Consider the following 17,348-nt stretch of genomic DNA (forward strand, 5'->3'; position numbering starts at 1 on the left):
GAGCCAGAGCCAGAGCCAGAGCCAGAGCCAGAGCCAGAGCCAGAGCCAGAGCCAGTTCGTGCTGCACATATGCCAGAGATCGTTCCAAATGAATTCGGTGTGCCAGAAGACGATGATTGGCTGATTGAAGATGATACGGCTCAACAAGAAACATTGGCACAAGTTGATGAAGTAGCGGAAGAGCCTGTGGTTCCTGCTGTTGAACCTCAGTTAGACCATGAACCGCAAGTTGAAGCTGCACAACAAGTTGAAACCGAACTTCAAGTAGAAGCAACGGAACAAGCTGAAGCGGTAGATCAAGAAGGCGAAGATGAGTTCTCGATTGATGATTTTGATCTTCCAGAGTTTGGTGAAGAAGATGCGTTGGCGGAAACCGACGCCGAAGTAACCCCAGAGCCAGTAACACCGGTTGTTGAACCTCAGTTAGATGCTGAACCTCTAGGACAAGAAGGCGAAGATGAGTTCTCGTTTGATGATTTAGAGCTTCCAGAGTTTGGTGAAGAAGATGCGTTAGCGGAAGCGGACGCTGAAGTAGCAACGGAGTCAGACGTCCCTGCTGTTGATGCTCAACTAGACACAGAATCAGAATCAACACCTGAGCCGCAAGCCGAAGTAGAGCCTCAAGCTGAAACGGCTCCTCAAGTTGAAGAAACGAAACAAGCAGAAATTCTAGGGCAAGAAGGCGAGGATGAGTTCTCGTTTGATGATTTAGAGCTTCCAGAGTTTGGCGAAGAAGATGCGTTGGCGGAAGTGGTTAGCGAACCGGATGAAGCGCAGTTAGAGCAAGATCTTGCTCCAGAGTCCGAAAAGTTTGAGTTCGATGACCTTGACCTGCCTGAATACGATGAAGAGAGCGCAAAAGCGGATTCAGTCTTAGATGACATCGAACAAAGCAGTGCTGAGCCTGTAGCGGAAGAGCAAGGCGTAGAGCTCGATGAGTTTGATTTGCCGGAATACGGTGAAGACGAAGCTATCTCCGATGCGTTTGCTGAGAAACCAACGCCACTGACTTCTTTCAGCCCACAGGGTGAAGAACAAGATGCGCTGCATGATTTATTTTCAAACCCGCAGAGTTTTAGTCATGGTGATGACTTCTCGGATACAGAAGATTTCTCAGACGCAGAAGGCTTCTCAGGTGCAGAAGAGTCTGATTTGGCTAGTTTTACACAACCTGATGAATCACTCGATTCTCCGTCAGAATTAAGCCCAGTACCTTCTGAGTTAAGCTCAGTGCCTACAACAGTTCAAGACGATTTGTTAGAAGGTTTTGAGGATTTTGATGAGACAGCATTAGCTGAATTACTTTCTGAAGATGTTCAAGACTCTGTCGACAGCATGTTCGACAAGCCACTGGATGCTACATCGATTGATAGTGCAGGGCTCGATATTGACGCTATGCTTGAAGTTGGCGGCGAAGACTGGAAAGGCTTCAACCTAGCTCCTGAGCAGCAATCGAGCACGCGTAATGATGTGCCTGATGATCAACAGGAGATTTGGGCGTCGGCAGATCAACAAGCTGAACCAAAAATCAAACAAGAGAATTGGGCTCAACAAGACAACCTAACCGAGTCAGACAAAGGTCGTGATAAGCAATACATGACGATTGATGAGCTGATGGCTCAAGTTGAGCAAGAAGGTGAAGACGCGATTAATCCAGATGACGAAGAGTTGAAGCTAGATGTTGGCCTAAATGAATTCCCAGACGTTATCGGTGACATTGGTAATTACGATGTCGACAGCAACGCAGAAGCCGCTGGTAAGCTCGATTTGGCTAAAATCTACATCGAGATGAGTGACTCACAAGGTGCAATTAAGCTTCTAGAAGAGGCTATCGTTGACGGCAGTGATGATATTCGTCGAGAGGCAAAGAATCTTATCGATACGTTAAACGGTCGATAAATTCAAAAAATTATAAAGGGTAGCGTTGGCTACCCTTTATTTTAGGACGATACAGTTAGCGTCTATTTTATTTAGCTTGCTAAAACCACCGTCTAGGCGGTAGTGATTGTTTATTGAAGTTTTAGCCCCATCCTATTTGGGCTAGCACTCATTTCCGTATATACTTCTCGCCCATTTTCAAAGAGAACAAGAACATGAAAATTGCTTTAGGTATTGAATATAACGGTACCCACTACTTTGGTTGGCAGCGCCAACGAGACGTGAAAAGTGTCCAAGAAGAATTGGAAAAGGCTCTTTCAGTTGTCGCGAATCACCCTGTAGAAGTTATGTGTGCTGGTCGCACAGATGCCGGTGTTCACGGTACGGGACAAGTCGTTCACTTTGAAACTAATGTCGATCGTAAAATGGTTGCATGGACAATGGGCGCAAATGCCAACATGCCAAAAGATATTGCCGTTCGTTGGGCAACAGAAGTGAATGAGGATTTCCATGCTCGCTTTTCTGCAATAGCACGCCGTTATCGCTACATTATCTTTAACCATGCTCTACGTCCTGGCATTTTGAATTCAGGTGTGAGCCATTATCATGGTCACCTTGATGAGAAAAAGATGCATGACGCAGGTCAGTACTTACTTGGTGAGAATGACTTTACTTCGTTTAGGGCAACACATTGTCAATCTCGTAGCCCATGGAGAAACATGATTCACTTAAATGTGACTCGTCATGGGCATTACATAGTGATCGATATTAAAGCGAATGCGTTTGTTCACCATATGGTGAGGAATATTACTGGTAGCCTAATTGCGGTAGGTAAAGGTGATCAAAAACCAGAGTGGATTCAGTGGCTTTTAGAGGCTAAAGATCGAAAAGTGGCAGGCGCGACAGCGAAAGCGGAAGGCTTATACTTAGTAGATGTTGATTATCCTGAACATTTTGGACTACCAAGAGAGCCTATTGGCCCTCTATTTTTGCCGGATAATTTGAACTAAATGTGAGACTTAGGTTCAAAAAACATTACGGTTTCGTGCGTAAAATAGTCACGGAAAATAGGTACAACCAGTTTTTTATCTACAGTCGCTGTTTTATGTGCTTTAATTCCCGGCATAATTCCCAAATTTATTTCTTTCGCAATCAAGCGGAGGAATCGAAACAAAAAGGTCTTCCATGAGTTGGCTTGAAAAGATTTTAGAAAAAAGCAACATCGTAACATCTCGTAAAGCGTCGATCCCTGAGGGTGTTTGGACTAAATGTACTTCTTGTGAGCAGGTTCTTTACCATGCTGAACTAGAGCGTAACCTAGAAGTATGTCCAAAATGTGACCATCACATGCGTATGAAAGCACGTCGCCGTCTGGATACATTCCTAGACAAAGGTGAGCGTGTTGAACTAGGTACTGATCTTGAGCCACAAGACAAGCTGAAGTTTAAAGACTCTAAGCGTTACAAAGAGCGTATCTCTGTTGCTCAAAAGAACAGTGGTGAAACTGACGCATTAGTTGCAATGAAAGGCGAACTGCTTGGTTTACCTATCGTTGCGTGTGCGTTTGAGTTCTCATTTATGGGCGGCTCAATGGGTTCTGTTGTTGGTGCTCGTTTTGTGAAAGCGGTAGATGCAGCTATTGAGAACAACTGTGGTTTAGTTTGTTTCTCTGCAAGTGGTGGTGCTCGTATGCAAGAGGCATTGATGTCTCTTATGCAAATGGCAAAAACCAGTGCTGCTCTAGAGCGTTTATCTGCGAAAGGCCTACCGTTTGTTTCAGTAATGACTGATCCAACAATGGGTGGCGTTTCTGCAAGTTTAGCAATGCTTGGCGATATCAATATCGGTGAACCAAAAGCGCTTATCGGTTTTGCTGGACGTCGTGTAATCGAGCAAACTGTACGTGAAGATCTTCCTGAAGGTTTCCAACGCAGTGAGTTCCTACTAGACCACGGTGCTATCGACATGATCGTTGACCGTCGTGAGATGCGTCAGCGCGTTGCAAGCCTTGTTGCTAAAATGACCAATCAGCCTTCACCATTAGTAGTTTCTGTGAACGATTCACCGAATGAAGCTGCTTATGAAGTACCAGAAGCGCCAGAAAAAGGGTAAAGTACCTTCTAACAAACCTACTTAATTATGGTTATGAGTTAGATGAGTCAACAACCTATTCCTCAAGCCACATCCTCTTTGGAGATGTGGCTTGATTATTTATCAAACATCCACACAAGCGCTATTGATCTTGGTTTAGACCGAGTTCAAGCTGTCGCCTCTAAGGCAAACCTCACCAAACCTGCTCAACATGTTATTACTGTTGCTGGAACCAACGGCAAGGGCTCAACATGTGCACTCATGGAAGCTATTCTATTGGATGCTGGTTACTCTGTTGGTGTCTACAGCTCCCCTCACTTAATTCGCTATAACGAACGTGTTCGTATCAATGGCAAAGATTTGTCTGATCAAAAGATGGTTCAGTCTTTCGATTTCATTGAGAAAGAGCGTGGTGAAATCAGCCTTAGCTTTTTTGAATATGGCACTTTAGCAGCGTTACGTGCTTTTCAAACCGAAGCGGTTGACGTTGTATTGTTAGAAGTGGGTCTAGGCGGACGTTTAGACGCGACCAATATCGTTGAGCATGACGTTTCTGTGATTACTAGCTTGGCTGTCGACCATGTTGACTGGCTAGGTGATGACATTAATGTGATCGGTTTTGAGAAAGCGGGCATTTATCGTAGCGGTAAACCAGCGATTTGCGGTCAACCCAAGCCACCGGCTACGGTTTCGGCACACGCTGATGATATTAACGCTGAGTTCTACCAAGTAGGGATTCAATACACCTATGATGTAGATGGTGATACTTGGAACTGGCGCAGTGGTGCATTCCAGTTAGAATCGCTACCTATCCCAAGTTTACCGCTGCCGAACGCAGCCACCGCACTGATGGCATTAGGTACTTCAGAACTAAGCATTAGTGATGTGAACGTTGTTAACGGTATGAAGAATGCGCAGCTTCCTGGGCGTATGCAGCAAATTAGCGAACAACCGGTGATTGTGCTTGATGTAGCACACAACCCGCATTCTGCTGAGTACTTTGCGCAGCAAGTAGCGAAGAAGTATGCAGGCAAAAATTTACACGTTGTAGTCGCCATGCTTCATGACAAAGATATCCCCGCGACATTGGAAGTATTAGCTCCAATAACAACACATTGGTACCCAGCTTCGCTGAACGGCCCACGAGCCGCAACAGCCGCTGAATTGTGTCAAAGCTTACCTGAAGGTGTAGAGCAGTATTCGAACCCTGTTGTAGCGTTTGAAGCGGCTTTAGCTTCTGTTATAGATGACGATGTTGTGTTAGTTGTCGGTTCTTTCCATACCGTGGGTGAAGTGTTGGAGCATTGGCAGAAAAAAGGAAACTAAATGGCAAGTAAATTCCAAAGCCGATTAGTCGGCACCATCATTTTAGTGGCCATTGGCGTGATTGTATTGCCCGATGTGCTGGATGGTAAGAAGCTCCACTATAAAGAAGAGTTTGCAAGCATTCCGATTAAGCCTGAGCTTGATAGTAATGTTGAAGTGTTTGAAGTACTCGATCCTGTTGAAGATCAGATAGCGCTACCGGACTCTCCGGTTGAGCAAGTGGTTGAAAGTGGTCGTACTGATAATTCAAACACACAAACTGCGTCGGCTTCCAGTAACAAAGAAGCGGATAAAGTGGCAGTGGTAATTAAGCCGGTACCTGAAAAAAATGAATACCAAGACAGTGCTTGGATTATTCAATTGATGGCTTTGAAGAATGCTGACAACGCAAAAAACGTTGTTAAGGATTTACAGAAGCGTGGTTATCAGGCTCATACCAAGCAAGAAAAAACATTTACGCGAGTAATTATTGGCCCGGATGTTTCTAAATCCAAACTTGAGCGACAAATTAAGGAATTAGAAAAAATTACGGGTTCAAAAGGCCAATTGCTCAAATTTAAACCGTTAAATCCATAAGAAAACGTTTGCGTCAGCATTTTTTCTGTTAAAATGCGCGCCAACTTAAGATGAAGAATTCATGAATTGGTTAGATTTTGTCATTTTAGGCGTGATCGGCTTCTCTGCCGTGATCAGTTTAGTTCGCGGTTTCGCTAAAGAAGCGTTGTCACTTGTTATTTGGTTTGGAGCATTTTTTATTGCTAGCCAGTACTACGCTAAATTAGCAATGTACTTCACCAATATTGAAGATGAGATGTTTCGAAACGGAACTGCGATAGCAGCATTGTTTGTTGCAACGTTAGTTGTTGGTGCCTTAGTTAACTATGTCATCGGACAGCTAGTTCAGAAAACAGGCCTGTCGGGTACAGACAGAATCCTCGGTGTCGTCTTTGGTGGCTTACGTGGTGTTTTGATTGTTTCTGCAGTGTTGTTTTTCATGGATGCGTTTACTGCATTCCCAAGTTCTGAGTGGTGGAAGAATTCGCAATTGGTTCCGGAGTTTAGCCGAATCATTGCGCCGTTCTTCGAGCATTTACAAGCAACATCTAGTTTCTTATCTGGCGCGCTCTAGCGCCAGTTAATGTCGAAAATCGAGGATTAGGACATGTGTGGTATTGTTGGAATCGTGGGTTCAACACCTGTAAACCAGTCTATTTATGACGCTTTAACGGTATTGCAGCATCGTGGCCAAGATGCCGCTGGTATTTGTACCATAGAAAGCAATCGTTTCCGTCTGCGTAAGGCGAACGGTTTAGTTAAAGATGTTTTTGAAGCAAAACACATGCAACGCCTCCAAGGCAACGTGGGTATTGGTCATGTTCGTTATCCTACAGCGGGAAGTTCTAGTGCTTCTGAAGCTCAACCTTTCTACGTAAACTCTCCATTTGGCATCACGCTGGCGCATAACGGTAACCTAACGAATGCAAGTGAAGTTCGTGAGAAGTTGTTCGAAAAAGACCGCCGTCATGTCAACACAACCTCTGACTCTGAAGTTCTACTAAACGTATTGGCTCATGAAATCGATACCGTAAAAGGTAACGTGACTTCAGATGACGTTTTCCGCGCAGTTGCAAACGTGCACCGCACTATTCGTGGTGCTTACGCAGTAACAGCGATGATCATCGGCCACGGCATGATCGCATTCCGTGACCCACATGGTATTCGTCCACTGTGTCTTGGTAAGCGTGAAATTAACGGTAAAACAGAGTACATGGTTGCGTCTGAGTCAGTAGCGTTAGACGCTGTTGGTTTTGATTTTATGCGCGATGTTGCTCCTGGTGAAGCTATCTATGCAACATTCGATGGCGAGCTTTTCACTAAACAATGCGCAGACAACCCACAACTAAACCCATGTATTTTTGAGTTTGTTTATTTTGCTCGTCCTGATTCATTCATCGATAAAATTTCGGTTTACAGCGCACGCGTTGAGATGGGTGAGATGTTAGGTAAGCGTATTAAAGAAGAGTACGCAGACCTAGACATTGACGTGGTGATTCCAATTCCTGAAACATCAAATGATATTGCTCTACGAATTGCTCAAGCGATTGATAAGCCATATCGTCAAGGTTTCGTGAAAAACCGTTACGTTGGCCGCACGTTTATCATGCCTGGTCAGCAACAACGTAAGAAGTCGGTTCGCCGTAAACTCAACGCGATTCGTTCTGAGTTTAAAGGTAAGAACGTTCTACTGGTTGATGACTCGATTGTTCGTGGTACAACATCAGAGCAGATCATTGAGATGGCTCGTGATTCTGGTGCAAACAAAGTCTTCATGGTTTCTGCCGCTCCGGAGGTTCGCTTCCCGAACGTTTACGGCATTGATATGCCGAGCGCGACTGAGTTAATTGCTCATGGTCGTGATAACGAAACGATTTGTAAGCAGATTGGTGCAGATGCTTTGATTTTCCAAACGTTACCAGACTTAATCTCTGCAGTAGGTATGGGTAATCAAGACATCTCTCGTTTTGATACATCCGTATTCAACGGTGAGTATGTAACGGGCGATATCGACCAAGCGTACCTAGATTTCTTAGACTCTTTACGTAATGACGATTCAAAGGTTGAGCGTGAGATCCAACAAGATCTCGCGAACCTAGAGTTACATAACGAAGGCGCTTAGCGTACTCATAAACACGAGTAATAAAAAACCAGAGCACCGACTCTGGTTTTTTTGTTTGCGGGGAAGGGGATTGAATCTTAGTGAATGTGGTATGCGATCACAAAATCGATAAACAATCTAACCTTCTCTGGCAGGTGGTCTTTGTGGTTGTAAAGCATGTAAATATCACGAGGGTTAGCGCTCCAGTCCTCTAAGACTTGCACTAAGCTGCCATCTTCAATGTATTCGCGGATCATAACGTCGGGCATAAGGGTTATACCGAGGCCTTCTGAACATGCTTGTCTCACGACATTGAGCGCATTCGCGTTGAAACGGCCTTTCTCGCTATTCACCACAGTCTCTTCATTCGAATTACTCAGCTGCCACTTAATCAGCGGATAGCCTTTAAGTAGCGAATGATTCGCGAGCTCTTCTGCATGACTTGGTGCCGGATTCTTCGCTAAGTAGTCAGGACTTGCGATAAGAATATCTTTTACTTCACTGATTTTTCGAGCGATTAGGCTTGAATCACGTTGTGGACCTACTCTGAAAATTACGTCCCACTCGGTTGGATCAAGCTGATCGGCTTGGTTGTTCATCATCAGCTCAATATTAATATCAGGATATTGAGTCATGAATTCACTGAACATCGGCATCATCATGCGCTTGGTCAGGTTTGAGGGGGCCGTAATGCGAATCTTACCGGAAGCTCCTTTACAAACGTCAGTCAGTTCTTCTGCAGTAGAAGATAGACGTTGCAGTAACGGAGAGCATTCGTTGAAGAAACGTTCGCCAGCCTCTGTTAAAGAGAGTTTACGCGCGTGTCTATTGAGAAGTCTTAGGTTTAGTGAATCTTCTAAGGCTTGGATGCGTCGTGTAATGGTCGCAACCGGGATCATAGTCTTGCGTGATGTTGCGGTGTAGCTCCCATTTTCAACGACAAGTCGAAAGAGGTTTAAATCATCTAATTTCATAAATCCAGACACATTTGTTTACAATCTCATCTAATTTATACGTAATAGTGAGATCAATGTTTGCGTTACGTCAATTCGTTGCACTATTTACCAGTATTCCAACCCTTGTCACGAATTTCCAGTAAAGAGTACGTATTTGTGTATTTAGCAATTTGTTACTAAGTTTTATATTAGTTCTTGGAACAGATAACAATAATAATTCGACTTAGTTTTGTGAGGTTAGAGATTATGTACAAAACTCACAGTCAGCCAGTTATGACCTCGGCTCAGGAAGTTCTCAATCAAAAATGCGTTATGTTGGTTGATGATGATCCTATTTTTCGCCGGATAACCAGCGCGTATTTAGACAAGATTGGTTATAAAGTGGTTGAGGCTGAAAATGGGCTGGACGCTCTGCAAAAGCTTAGAGACTCAGCGCCAGATTTAATTGTGTGTGACTTATCAATGCCTATTCTGGATGGCATTGAGCTTGTAGAAGAGCTCAGTTTAGAGTATCCGTCACTGCCTATGATCGTTGTGTCTGGCACCGATGATATGTCTGATGTGGCGAAAGCATTACGATTTGGTATCAAAGACTTTTTAGTCAAACCTCTGGAGGATCACGGTCATTTAGGCAGTGCGATTGCGAATACATTAACAGATTCGTTCGATAACATTTCAGACCAACGAGATTTTTCAAGCCAATGGTTTTGCGTTGATGACGGCGGAGAGATCCCTGAAGACCAAGAGCTGCATTGGCACCTAAATCACTTGCAAGATAACCCTAGTGCGGCAAGAGACTTATTGCACGCGCTGCTTCCTGACAAAGACACACGACAAGGCTCATGGCGTTGCAGTTACCGCCTACTACAATCAACAGAGATGATGCCACTTGTGTTCGACTATGCGTGGATGATGAACGGGCAGTTTGCTTTCTACCTTGTCGATTCGTCATCTTCTGATAACGGCGGCTCAGCGGCCACATTGTTGGTGAGAGCGTTATTCCACGATTACATCAGAAATAGAAAAGATTTTAACGTTGATCTCAAAGATATCGCGGAGATTTTGGAGAAGGGGATTCGTTGCTCTAAATGTTCAACCCCGATTAATGCTTTGTTTGGTGTTGCTGACCTTGCTGTGGGAACTATCTCTATTTTACCTGCGGGTTTAGATGGACAATGGTCGAATGGCGAATTGAATCAACATATTGCGGCGGGCGAGCGCTTGGGTGAGAACTGTAAGAAGAACTTCATTACACGGGATCTTCCGATTGAACAGGGCTGCCAGCTATCATTGAGCCTACTTGGATCGGCCAGTTTTAGTTTAGACATACACCAAGGGTCTACCGATTAACCCTATATTTCCTCGGTTTTTGTGAATAATTGATTAAGGTATAGTTGCGCAAATGGTGTGGCTATGCCTTTTTTGTTAAATGTCGATTTAGCAAAGCGGGTTTGGTTCGCCAGATACTTACCTTTACTAACAAAAACAAGAAGCAATCATGGCAGATAACAAAGACTTTCAAGACCCGTTTAATGTATTCTACTTTTTAGGATTTTTAGCCGCATTTTTAGTGATTCCATTATTACCAGCAACACTTACGTTGATCCGTGTATTCAATGGTTACGCAACATTCTAGTTAAGTTATCGTCGCCGATTGGTGATAGCTAACTCAAGGAGGCCACAATTAGCGTTCGAGTTTTAAGCCTCAATATTGCTGGTGGCCTTTGCATATTTCTCGCAGTTTTAGGGATAGCTTTACCCGTACTGCCAACCACGCCTTTCCTCCTTCTTGCCAGTGCATGTTTCATGCGAAGCAACCCCAAAGTTCACAAATGGATGCATGAGCATAAAACGCTGGGTCCCTTGTTGAACAATTGGTATCAACATGGTGCCGTTACCAAGCAAGTAAAAACGCGTGGCGTGTTTTTTATCTTGTTAAGTTTTGCGTTATCGATCTACTTTGCCCCGATCATTTGGGTCAAGGCTTTCCTAATTTGTGTACTTGTTATTCTTCTCACATGGTTTATGCGACTTCCAACCCATGAGTTGGTTGCTGACAGCAAAGAAAATCACTACCATTAAGCCAGTGTGCCTGCTTGTATAGCGGGCGTTTATTATTTCAGCAATTTGAGTTATTACTCTCGTTGCAATGAAGTCCAATCGTACCTTTCCTTAATTCCGAGCGTTGATGTTTGATTCGTTAACGAGAGTTTGGAAAGCGGCCTAATGAAGTGCATAAGATTATGAACACAGAAAAAATCTCTCTGATCAAAGCAAGCATCAAAAGCATTCCTGATTACCCAAAAGCGGGTATTTTGTTCCGTGACGTAACAAGCTTGATGGAAGATCCTGCCGCTTATAAAGCGACAATCGATCTGTTGGTGGACACATACAAGGGCATGGGCTTTACTAAGATCGTTGGTACTGAAGCTCGTGGTTTCCTATTTGGTGCGCCTCTTGCTCTTGAGTTAGGTGTCGGCTTTATCCCTGTTCGTAAGCCGGGCAAGTTGCCTCGTCAAACAGTGGCACAATCTTATGAGCTTGAGTACGGCACTGATACGCTAGAAATTCATACCGATGCTATCGTTGAAGGCGATAAAGTGCTGATGGTTGATGACTTGTTAGCAACAGGCGGTACGATTGAAGCGACAACGAAGCTGATTCGTCAGCTTGGTGGTGTGGTAGAACACGCTGCATTTGTTATTAACCTTCCAGAAATCGGTGGTGATAAGCGCTTACAAGGCTTAGGTCTAAAAGTGTTTAGCATCTGCGAATTCGACGGTCACTAATCCTTTTCGGAATTATTCATGAGCTATCTTGCGTTAGCGCGAAAATGGCGACCAACCAAATTCAAAGAAGTGGTTGGTCAAGCCCATGTTTTAACAGCATTAGAGAATGCCCTTAGCCAAAATAGGTTGCATCACGCTTACCTATTCAGCGGTACACGAGGTGTCGGTAAAACGACCATCGGCCGTTTGTTTGCGAAGGGACTCAACTGTGAAACAGGCATTACTTCAACCCCTTGTGGTGAGTGTGCAACCTGTAAAGAGATCGATGAAGGTCGTTTTGTTGACCTGCTCGAGATCGATGCTGCCTCACGTACTAAGGTAGAAGATACCCGCGAGCTTCTGGACAATGTTCAGTACAAGCCTGCACGTGGTCGCTTCAAGGTTTACCTAATCGATGAAGTACACATGCTGTCTAGGCACAGTTTTAACGCGCTTCTAAAGACCTTAGAAGAGCCGCCTGAGTATGTGAAGTTCTTGCTCGCAACGACCGATCCACAAAAGCTTCCGGTTACGATTCTTTCACGTTGTTTGCAGTTCCATCTTAAGCCGATCAGTGTCGATAATATCCACGAGCAGCTCGATCATATTCTTGAACAAGAAAATGTGACATCTGAACCTCGTGCGCTTGGGATGATTGCTCATGCTGCTGATGGCAGTATGCGTGATGCGCTAAGCCTGAGTGACCAAGCTATCGCATTGGGTAACGGTAATGTCGTAACAGACACTGTTGCTCATATGCTTGGAACGCTGGATACAGACCAAGCGATTCACCTACTTGAAGCGATTAGCAGTAAACAGCCTCAGCAAGCGATGGCTTGTATTCAAGCTCTTGCTGAAAATGGCGTTGAGTGGGATGGATTGCTGAGTCAACTTGCGACTCAATTACACCGTTTGGCGATGTATCAAGCTCTGCCGTCTACTTTAGACAAGGCCCAGCCTGATGCTGAAAGGCTGGAACTGCTGAGCAAAACGTTAAGCCCTCAAGACATCCAACTCTACTACCAGATAGTGCTAAAAGGTCGTCAAGACTTGCCATTATCGCCAACTGCTCGTGTTGGTATTGAGATGGTGGTTCTGCGTATGTTGGCATTTAGGCCTGCTGAGCAAACTGTTGCTACGTCAATCTCGACTCAGTCGACAAGCCCAGCGCCAGCTCCTGCAGCTCAGAATCCGGTTCAGAACCAGGTTCAGGGTGTTGCTCAGTCAATGAGTCAACCTGTGCCAGAGCCGAGACAGCCAGTTCAGGCTCCTGTGGGTTCACAGCCTCAAGTACAGCAACAAGCTCCTGTTCAGCAGCCTGTGCAACAGCAACAACAGAACCCGGCACAATATTCAGATTCGCAAGGTTACGCTGATCATTCAGGCAACCAAGGTTATCCAGAACAGGATTACCCGCACAGCCAGTATGATGTACCACCTGCTTATGATGAGCGTCCAAGTTACGGTGCAGATCAGCCTCAGCAGCAACAAACGAATTATCAGAGCCAGAGTCCGGTTCAACAGCCAAGCGCTGCGCCTTCTACTCCTCCTGTTTCGCAAGAGCAACCCGCGCGTGCAACTTCACCGGTGAGTGGTTTACGCCACCAATTGCGCTCTCAACGCAGAGGCAGCGCGGCAACAGATAACAAAGGGTCAACGCCAAAAAAGGCTAAAGCGACATCAGCTAAAACTTCAGTTCTTGACCGAGTTGCCCAGCAACACGGTGGTTCTGAGCGGGTGTCGCCAGCTTCTTTATCAGCCTCTTCTACTGAAAAGGGAACCAATGATAATGAACCTTATCGCTGGAAACCGTCTAAACCTGTAGTGAAAGAGGTGAGCAAAGAGCTTACACCTACTCAGATCAAGCGTGCGTTAGAGCATATTAAGACACCAGAAATGGTCGATAAATTGCTTCAAGAGTCGATTGCTCAAGATGAATGGTCCGCCACGATTCAAAAGCTAGAGACAGCCAAGCTTGTTGAACAGTTAGCATTGAACTCAGTGTTTGCTAAAAACGACACATCAATCACTTTAACGTTAAGAGCGAGCCAAGCTCACTTGAATACGGATCGCGCACAGAGCGAACTATTACAGTCGCTCAATACCGTGTTAGGAGAAGAGTGTCATTTGAGTGTTGAAATCGGCGAAGGTGGAGAAACGCCACTAGAACTACGAGAAAGATTGTATCAAGGTAAGTTGAAAGACGCGTTTACCGCTTTGGAAAACGATGCCAACGTACAGTTTATTGAAAGACGTTTTGCTGCAGAACTCGACAGAGACAGCGTTCGTCCTATCTAGAACTTTTTCACGTTTAGTGACCGGCGTATCATCCCAGATAAGCAAATCTGAGAACTGAACACCGAGGGGTTGAATCACACTGTTTTAACCCCCATTTAAGCACGTATAGCTTAATTAATTTTAATAAACCAATTAGACCAGAGAGTATTAACATGTTTGGTAAAGGCGGTATGGGCAACATGATGAAGCAAGCCCAGCAAATGCAAGAGCGCATGCAAAAGCTTCAAGAAGAAATCGCAAATATGGAAGTTACAGGTGAGTCAGGTGCTGGCCTTGTAAAAGTAACGATCACTGGTAGCCACAGCGTTCGCCGTGTTGATATCGATGAAAGCCTAATGGAAGACGATAAAGAGATGCTTGAAGATCTTATCGCTGCTGCTTTCAACGATGCGGCTCGTCGCGTTGAAGAAACTCAAAAAGAGAAAATGGCTGGCGTAACTGGCGGAATGCAACTTCCACCAGGTATGAAGATGCCTTTCTAAGTAACTCATTCTTAAAGGTTAATTCTCGTACTAGCTTGTGTTGAACTGGCCATTACTTGAAAATCAGAACGGTTATATATGCGTACCAGTCATATGCTGGAGCATTTGATGGAGGCCTTACGTTGTCTACCTGGGGTTGGCCCCAAGTCGGCGCAGCGTATGGCCTTTCATTTGTTACAGCGCGATAGAAAAGGCGGCCTACAGTTGGCTGAAGCTCTTAGCCAAGCAATGACTGAAATTGGTCATTGTAATGAGTGCCGTACTTTTACCGAAGAAGAGACCTGCCACATTTGTACCAATCCTAAACGTCAGGATAACGGTCAAATTTGTGTAGTAGAGAGCCCTGCAGACATCGCAGCCATTGAAGCAACGGGCCAATATTCAGGTCGTTACTTTGTGCTTATGGGGCATCTTTCACCACTTGATGGTATTGGTCCAAGTGACATCGGTCTCGATGTCTTGGATTACCGCTTATGTCGTGGTGATATCACTGAAGTTATTTTAGCGACTAACCCGACAGTAGAAGGGGAGGCGACAGCACATTACATTGCTGAGCTATGTAATGCCCATGAAGTGAACGCTAGTCGTATCGCCCATGGTGTTCCTGTTGGTGGTGAGCTCGAGCTAGTGGATGGCACCACGCTTTCACACTCGTTACTCGGTCGTCATAAAATCTAAAAAAGCCGCTTGGTGAACCATCACCAAGCGGCTTTTTCTTTTATGGTTCTCAAAGGTTTCTATTCCAAAACACTTCTCTTAGCTTAATCTGAACCTCTCACCGCTTTGTATATCATTGCGCCAATCACGGCACCAATAATCGGTGCAATCCAGAATAGCCATAACTGAGAAACAGCCCAATCACCAACAAACATAGCCACGCCGGTACTTCGAGCGGGGTTAACAGAGGTGTTCGTTACAGGGATACTGATAAGGTGGATTAAGGTTAAACAGAGACCAATTGCGATAGGAGCAAATCCAGCCGGTGCTTTCGAATCTGTCGCGGCCATGATCACGAATAGGAACACCATGGTCATGACCACTTCACAAACGAGTGCAGCGGTAAGTGAGTAACCGCCCGGTGAGTGTTCACCATAACCATTGGAAGCAAAGCCAGAGGCAGCTGCATCAAAGCCAGCTTGGCCTGAAGCAATCACAAATAACACGCCACCTGCGATAATACCGCCAATCACTTGGGCAATAATATAAGGTGCGACATCTTTGGCATCAAAGCGACCACCGCTCCACAGTCCAATAGTAACAGCAGGGTTGAGATGACAGCCGGATATATGGCCAATAGCAAAAGCCATGGTGAGAACGGTTAAACCAAAAGCGAGGGAAACTCCGAGTAGACCAATTCCCACATCAGGGAAAGCCGCGGCTAAGACGGCACTACCACAACCGCCTAACACCAACCAAAACGTACCAAACATTTCTGCAATATACCTATTCATAACGATCCTTATTAATCTGTACCAGTATCAACAAGATAGTTTAGATTTCGCAAGTTTGTGAAATCTTGGGCATATAGGAGGAAGAAAAGGTCAGATAATCTTTTAGGTAATGGCTTCTAACTCGATCAGGTTATCAAGGGCTTCTTGATCTGTTTTGCCACAGATGACAGGGCAGGCTTTGAATTGGTGACATACCTTCGGGCGTGAAGGTTGACCAAATAATTTGCATAGATCTTGCTCATTTAATTGAATGCAGCGTACGCCAGCAGGCTTGCCATTAGGCATTCCAGGAATAGCAGATGTAATACTTGGAGCGATACAACAAGCTCCACAACCTAGGCGACATTCCATCAAATTAAACTCACTAAATAACAGGGTGCGCGATAGTAGCAAAAAATGAGGAGAGTGGCAGCTGTTGATTGAATCAAAGAATGAACAATTATTATCCTTGAACTTTTTATGGGCTAGCGGTATAACACGCACCCCAGTAAAAGAGTAAGAAGTAATCCTATGACGATTCCATTTTGGCAAGAAAAGACACTAGAGCAAATGACCGAGAACGAGTGGGAATCACTGTGTGACGGTTGTGGTAAGTGTTGCCTACATAAACTAATGGATGAAGATAGCGATGAAGTTTACTACACTAATGTGGCGTGTAGCTGGTTAAACGACAAAACATGTTCGTGTAAAGATTACCCGAACCGTTTCACTTCAGGTGAAGAGTGTCTGAAGCTGACTCGTGACAAGATCGATGAATTTCACTGGTTACCAGACACTTGTGCTTACCGTCTTCTATCAGAATCTAAGCCGATCCCAGAATGGCACCCATTGATTACTGGATCAAAAACAGAGATGCATGCAGCAGGTGAAAGCGTTCGTAATAAAGTGGTATACGAAATTGATGTTGTCGATTGGGAAGACCACATTTTAAACCACCCTAGCAGGGGGTAGGCTGCATAAGGCTTGGTGGGGCTTATGGGTTTGTCAATAAATGCCAATATTTGTCTATATTGCGAAAATCCGGCGCCATTTTGTCGCCATATTTATGGCGACACTTAAAGGTTGGCTAGAGTTTTTTTTGTGACCACATCTTCTAGGTGATCGGGGGCTAGGTGAGCGTAGCGCATAGTTTGTTTTATGTCGCTGTGACCAAGGATTCTTTGCAGGGCGATAATGTTGCCGCCGTTCATCATGTAGTAAGACGCGAAAGTGTGGCGCAGAACGTGGGCAGCTTGCTGGCTTAAGCGTGGTATGTGTTTCACGATGAAACGATACACCGTGGAATAGCCAATACTAAACAATGGCCCTGAACCTTCCTTATAAATCCCATCATAAAGCTCTGGGCTTATGGGTACCGAGCGATTCTTTTTGCTTTTGGTCTGTGTGAACCCTATCTGGCAGGGTAGTTGTCACTGTTAAAATTTAACCAGTTTGGGCGATAA

18 protein-coding genes and 1 pseudogene are annotated in these 17,348 nt (G+C 44.8%); 15 read left to right on the forward strand and 4 right to left on the reverse strand.

Features of this window, described 5'->3' with window-relative positions:
• From AB6D80_RS21415 to purF, 7 genes are all read left to right on the forward strand, one after another.
• On the forward strand, positions 1-1,899 hold a 1,899-nt coding region (locus AB6D80_RS21415), incomplete at its 5' end, for a FimV/HubP family polar landmark protein (RefSeq protein ID WP_372189550.1).
• Between the two features lie 194 nt (positions 1,900-2,093).
• Positions 2,094-2,888, forward strand: coding sequence for a tRNA pseudouridine(38-40) synthase TruA (gene truA / locus AB6D80_RS21420; RefSeq protein WP_372189552.1), 795 nt, complete (start codon positions 2,094-2,096; stop codon positions 2,886-2,888).
• A gap of 175 nt (positions 2,889-3,063) precedes the next feature.
• Complete coding sequence (gene accD, locus AB6D80_RS21425) at positions 3,064-3,990, forward strand: acetyl-CoA carboxylase, carboxyltransferase subunit beta (RefSeq protein WP_009848681.1); 927 nt, start codon at positions 3,064-3,066, stop codon at positions 3,988-3,990.
• Between the two features lie 42 nt (positions 3,991-4,032).
• Entirely contained in the window at positions 4,033-5,295 is a 1,263-nt protein-coding gene (folC, locus tag AB6D80_RS21430; RefSeq protein WP_050620919.1) for a bifunctional tetrahydrofolate synthase/dihydrofolate synthase, read from the forward strand.
• Positions 5,296-5,871 (forward strand): SPOR domain-containing protein, encoded by a 576-nt coding sequence (locus tag AB6D80_RS21435; RefSeq protein ID WP_050620918.1) that lies wholly within the window; start codon positions 5,296-5,298, stop codon positions 5,869-5,871.
• A 61-nt stretch (positions 5,872-5,932) separates the two neighbouring features.
• A complete protein-coding gene (locus AB6D80_RS21440; RefSeq protein ID WP_009848678.1) occupies positions 5,933-6,424 on the forward strand; it encodes a CvpA family protein in 492 nt (163 codons plus the stop codon).
• Between the two features lie 33 nt (positions 6,425-6,457).
• Positions 6,458-7,972, forward strand: coding sequence for an amidophosphoribosyltransferase (gene purF / locus AB6D80_RS21445; protein ID WP_012603488.1), 1,515 nt, complete (start codon positions 6,458-6,460; stop codon positions 7,970-7,972).
• Positions 7,973-8,049: 77 nt separating this feature from the next.
• On the opposite strand, the gene AB6D80_RS21450 is transcribed toward purF, so the two are convergent.
• On the reverse strand, positions 8,050-8,925 hold the full coding sequence (locus AB6D80_RS21450; RefSeq protein ID WP_004734167.1) for a LysR family transcriptional regulator: 876 nt from the start codon (positions 8,923-8,925) through the stop codon (positions 8,050-8,052).
• A 228-nt stretch (positions 8,926-9,153) separates the two neighbouring features.
• Between AB6D80_RS21450 and AB6D80_RS21455 the strand changes: the two genes are divergently transcribed.
• The 7 genes from AB6D80_RS21455 (at position 9,154) to recR (ending at position 15,133) form a co-directional block, all read left to right on the forward strand.
• Positions 9,154-10,257, forward strand: a complete 1,104-nt coding sequence (locus AB6D80_RS21455) for a response regulator (protein ID WP_372066459.1) — start codon at positions 9,154-9,156, stop codon at positions 10,255-10,257.
• Positions 10,258-10,405: 148 nt separating this feature from the next.
• Positions 10,406-10,543, forward strand: coding sequence for a hypothetical protein (locus tag AB6D80_RS21460; RefSeq protein WP_017099204.1), 138 nt, complete (start codon positions 10,406-10,408; stop codon positions 10,541-10,543).
• 74 nt (positions 10,544-10,617) lie between these two features.
• Positions 10,618-10,989, forward strand: coding sequence for a YbaN family protein (locus tag AB6D80_RS21465; RefSeq protein ID WP_029223120.1), 372 nt, complete (start codon positions 10,618-10,620; stop codon positions 10,987-10,989).
• Between the two features lie 161 nt (positions 10,990-11,150).
• Complete coding sequence (apt, locus tag AB6D80_RS21470) at positions 11,151-11,696, forward strand: adenine phosphoribosyltransferase (RefSeq protein WP_371707218.1); 546 nt, start codon at positions 11,151-11,153, stop codon at positions 11,694-11,696.
• Positions 11,697-11,714: 18 nt separating this feature from the next.
• On the forward strand, positions 11,715-13,973 hold the full coding sequence (gene dnaX, locus AB6D80_RS21475) for a DNA polymerase III subunit gamma/tau (protein ID WP_372189554.1): 2,259 nt from the start codon (positions 11,715-11,717) through the stop codon (positions 13,971-13,973).
• A 152-nt stretch (positions 13,974-14,125) separates the two neighbouring features.
• On the forward strand, positions 14,126-14,455 hold the full coding sequence (locus tag AB6D80_RS21480; protein ID WP_009848672.1) for a YbaB/EbfC family nucleoid-associated protein: 330 nt from the start codon (positions 14,126-14,128) through the stop codon (positions 14,453-14,455).
• 78 nt (positions 14,456-14,533) lie between these two features.
• Positions 14,534-15,133, forward strand: a complete 600-nt coding sequence (gene recR / locus AB6D80_RS21485; protein WP_372189556.1) for a recombination mediator RecR — start codon at positions 14,534-14,536, stop codon at positions 15,131-15,133.
• Positions 15,134-15,216: 83 nt separating this feature from the next.
• On the opposite strand, the gene aqpZ is transcribed toward recR, so the two are convergent.
• On the reverse strand, positions 15,217-15,906 hold the full coding sequence (gene aqpZ, locus AB6D80_RS21490; protein ID WP_372189558.1) for an aquaporin Z: 690 nt from the start codon (positions 15,904-15,906) through the stop codon (positions 15,217-15,219).
• A 102-nt stretch (positions 15,907-16,008) separates the two neighbouring features.
• Complete coding sequence (locus AB6D80_RS21495) at positions 16,009-16,257, reverse strand: YkgJ family cysteine cluster protein (RefSeq protein ID WP_017059389.1); 249 nt, start codon at positions 16,255-16,257, stop codon at positions 16,009-16,011.
• A 159-nt stretch (positions 16,258-16,416) separates the two neighbouring features.
• Between AB6D80_RS21495 and AB6D80_RS21500 the strand changes: the two genes are divergently transcribed.
• Complete coding sequence (locus tag AB6D80_RS21500) at positions 16,417-16,857, forward strand: YcgN family cysteine cluster protein (RefSeq protein ID WP_372189560.1); 441 nt, start codon at positions 16,417-16,419, stop codon at positions 16,855-16,857.
• Between the two features lie 104 nt (positions 16,858-16,961).
• Here AB6D80_RS21500 and AB6D80_RS21505 read toward each other — a convergent pair.
• Positions 16,962-17,303, reverse strand: a pseudogene (locus tag AB6D80_RS21505) (tyrosine-type recombinase/integrase); the annotation flags it as partial.
• Positions 17,304-17,348: the final 45 nt, after the last annotated feature.

The organism is Vibrio sp. 10N.247.310.17, assembly GCF_041466605.1.
Lineage (GTDB): Bacteria > Pseudomonadota > Gammaproteobacteria > Enterobacterales > Vibrionaceae > Vibrio > Vibrio tasmaniensis_A.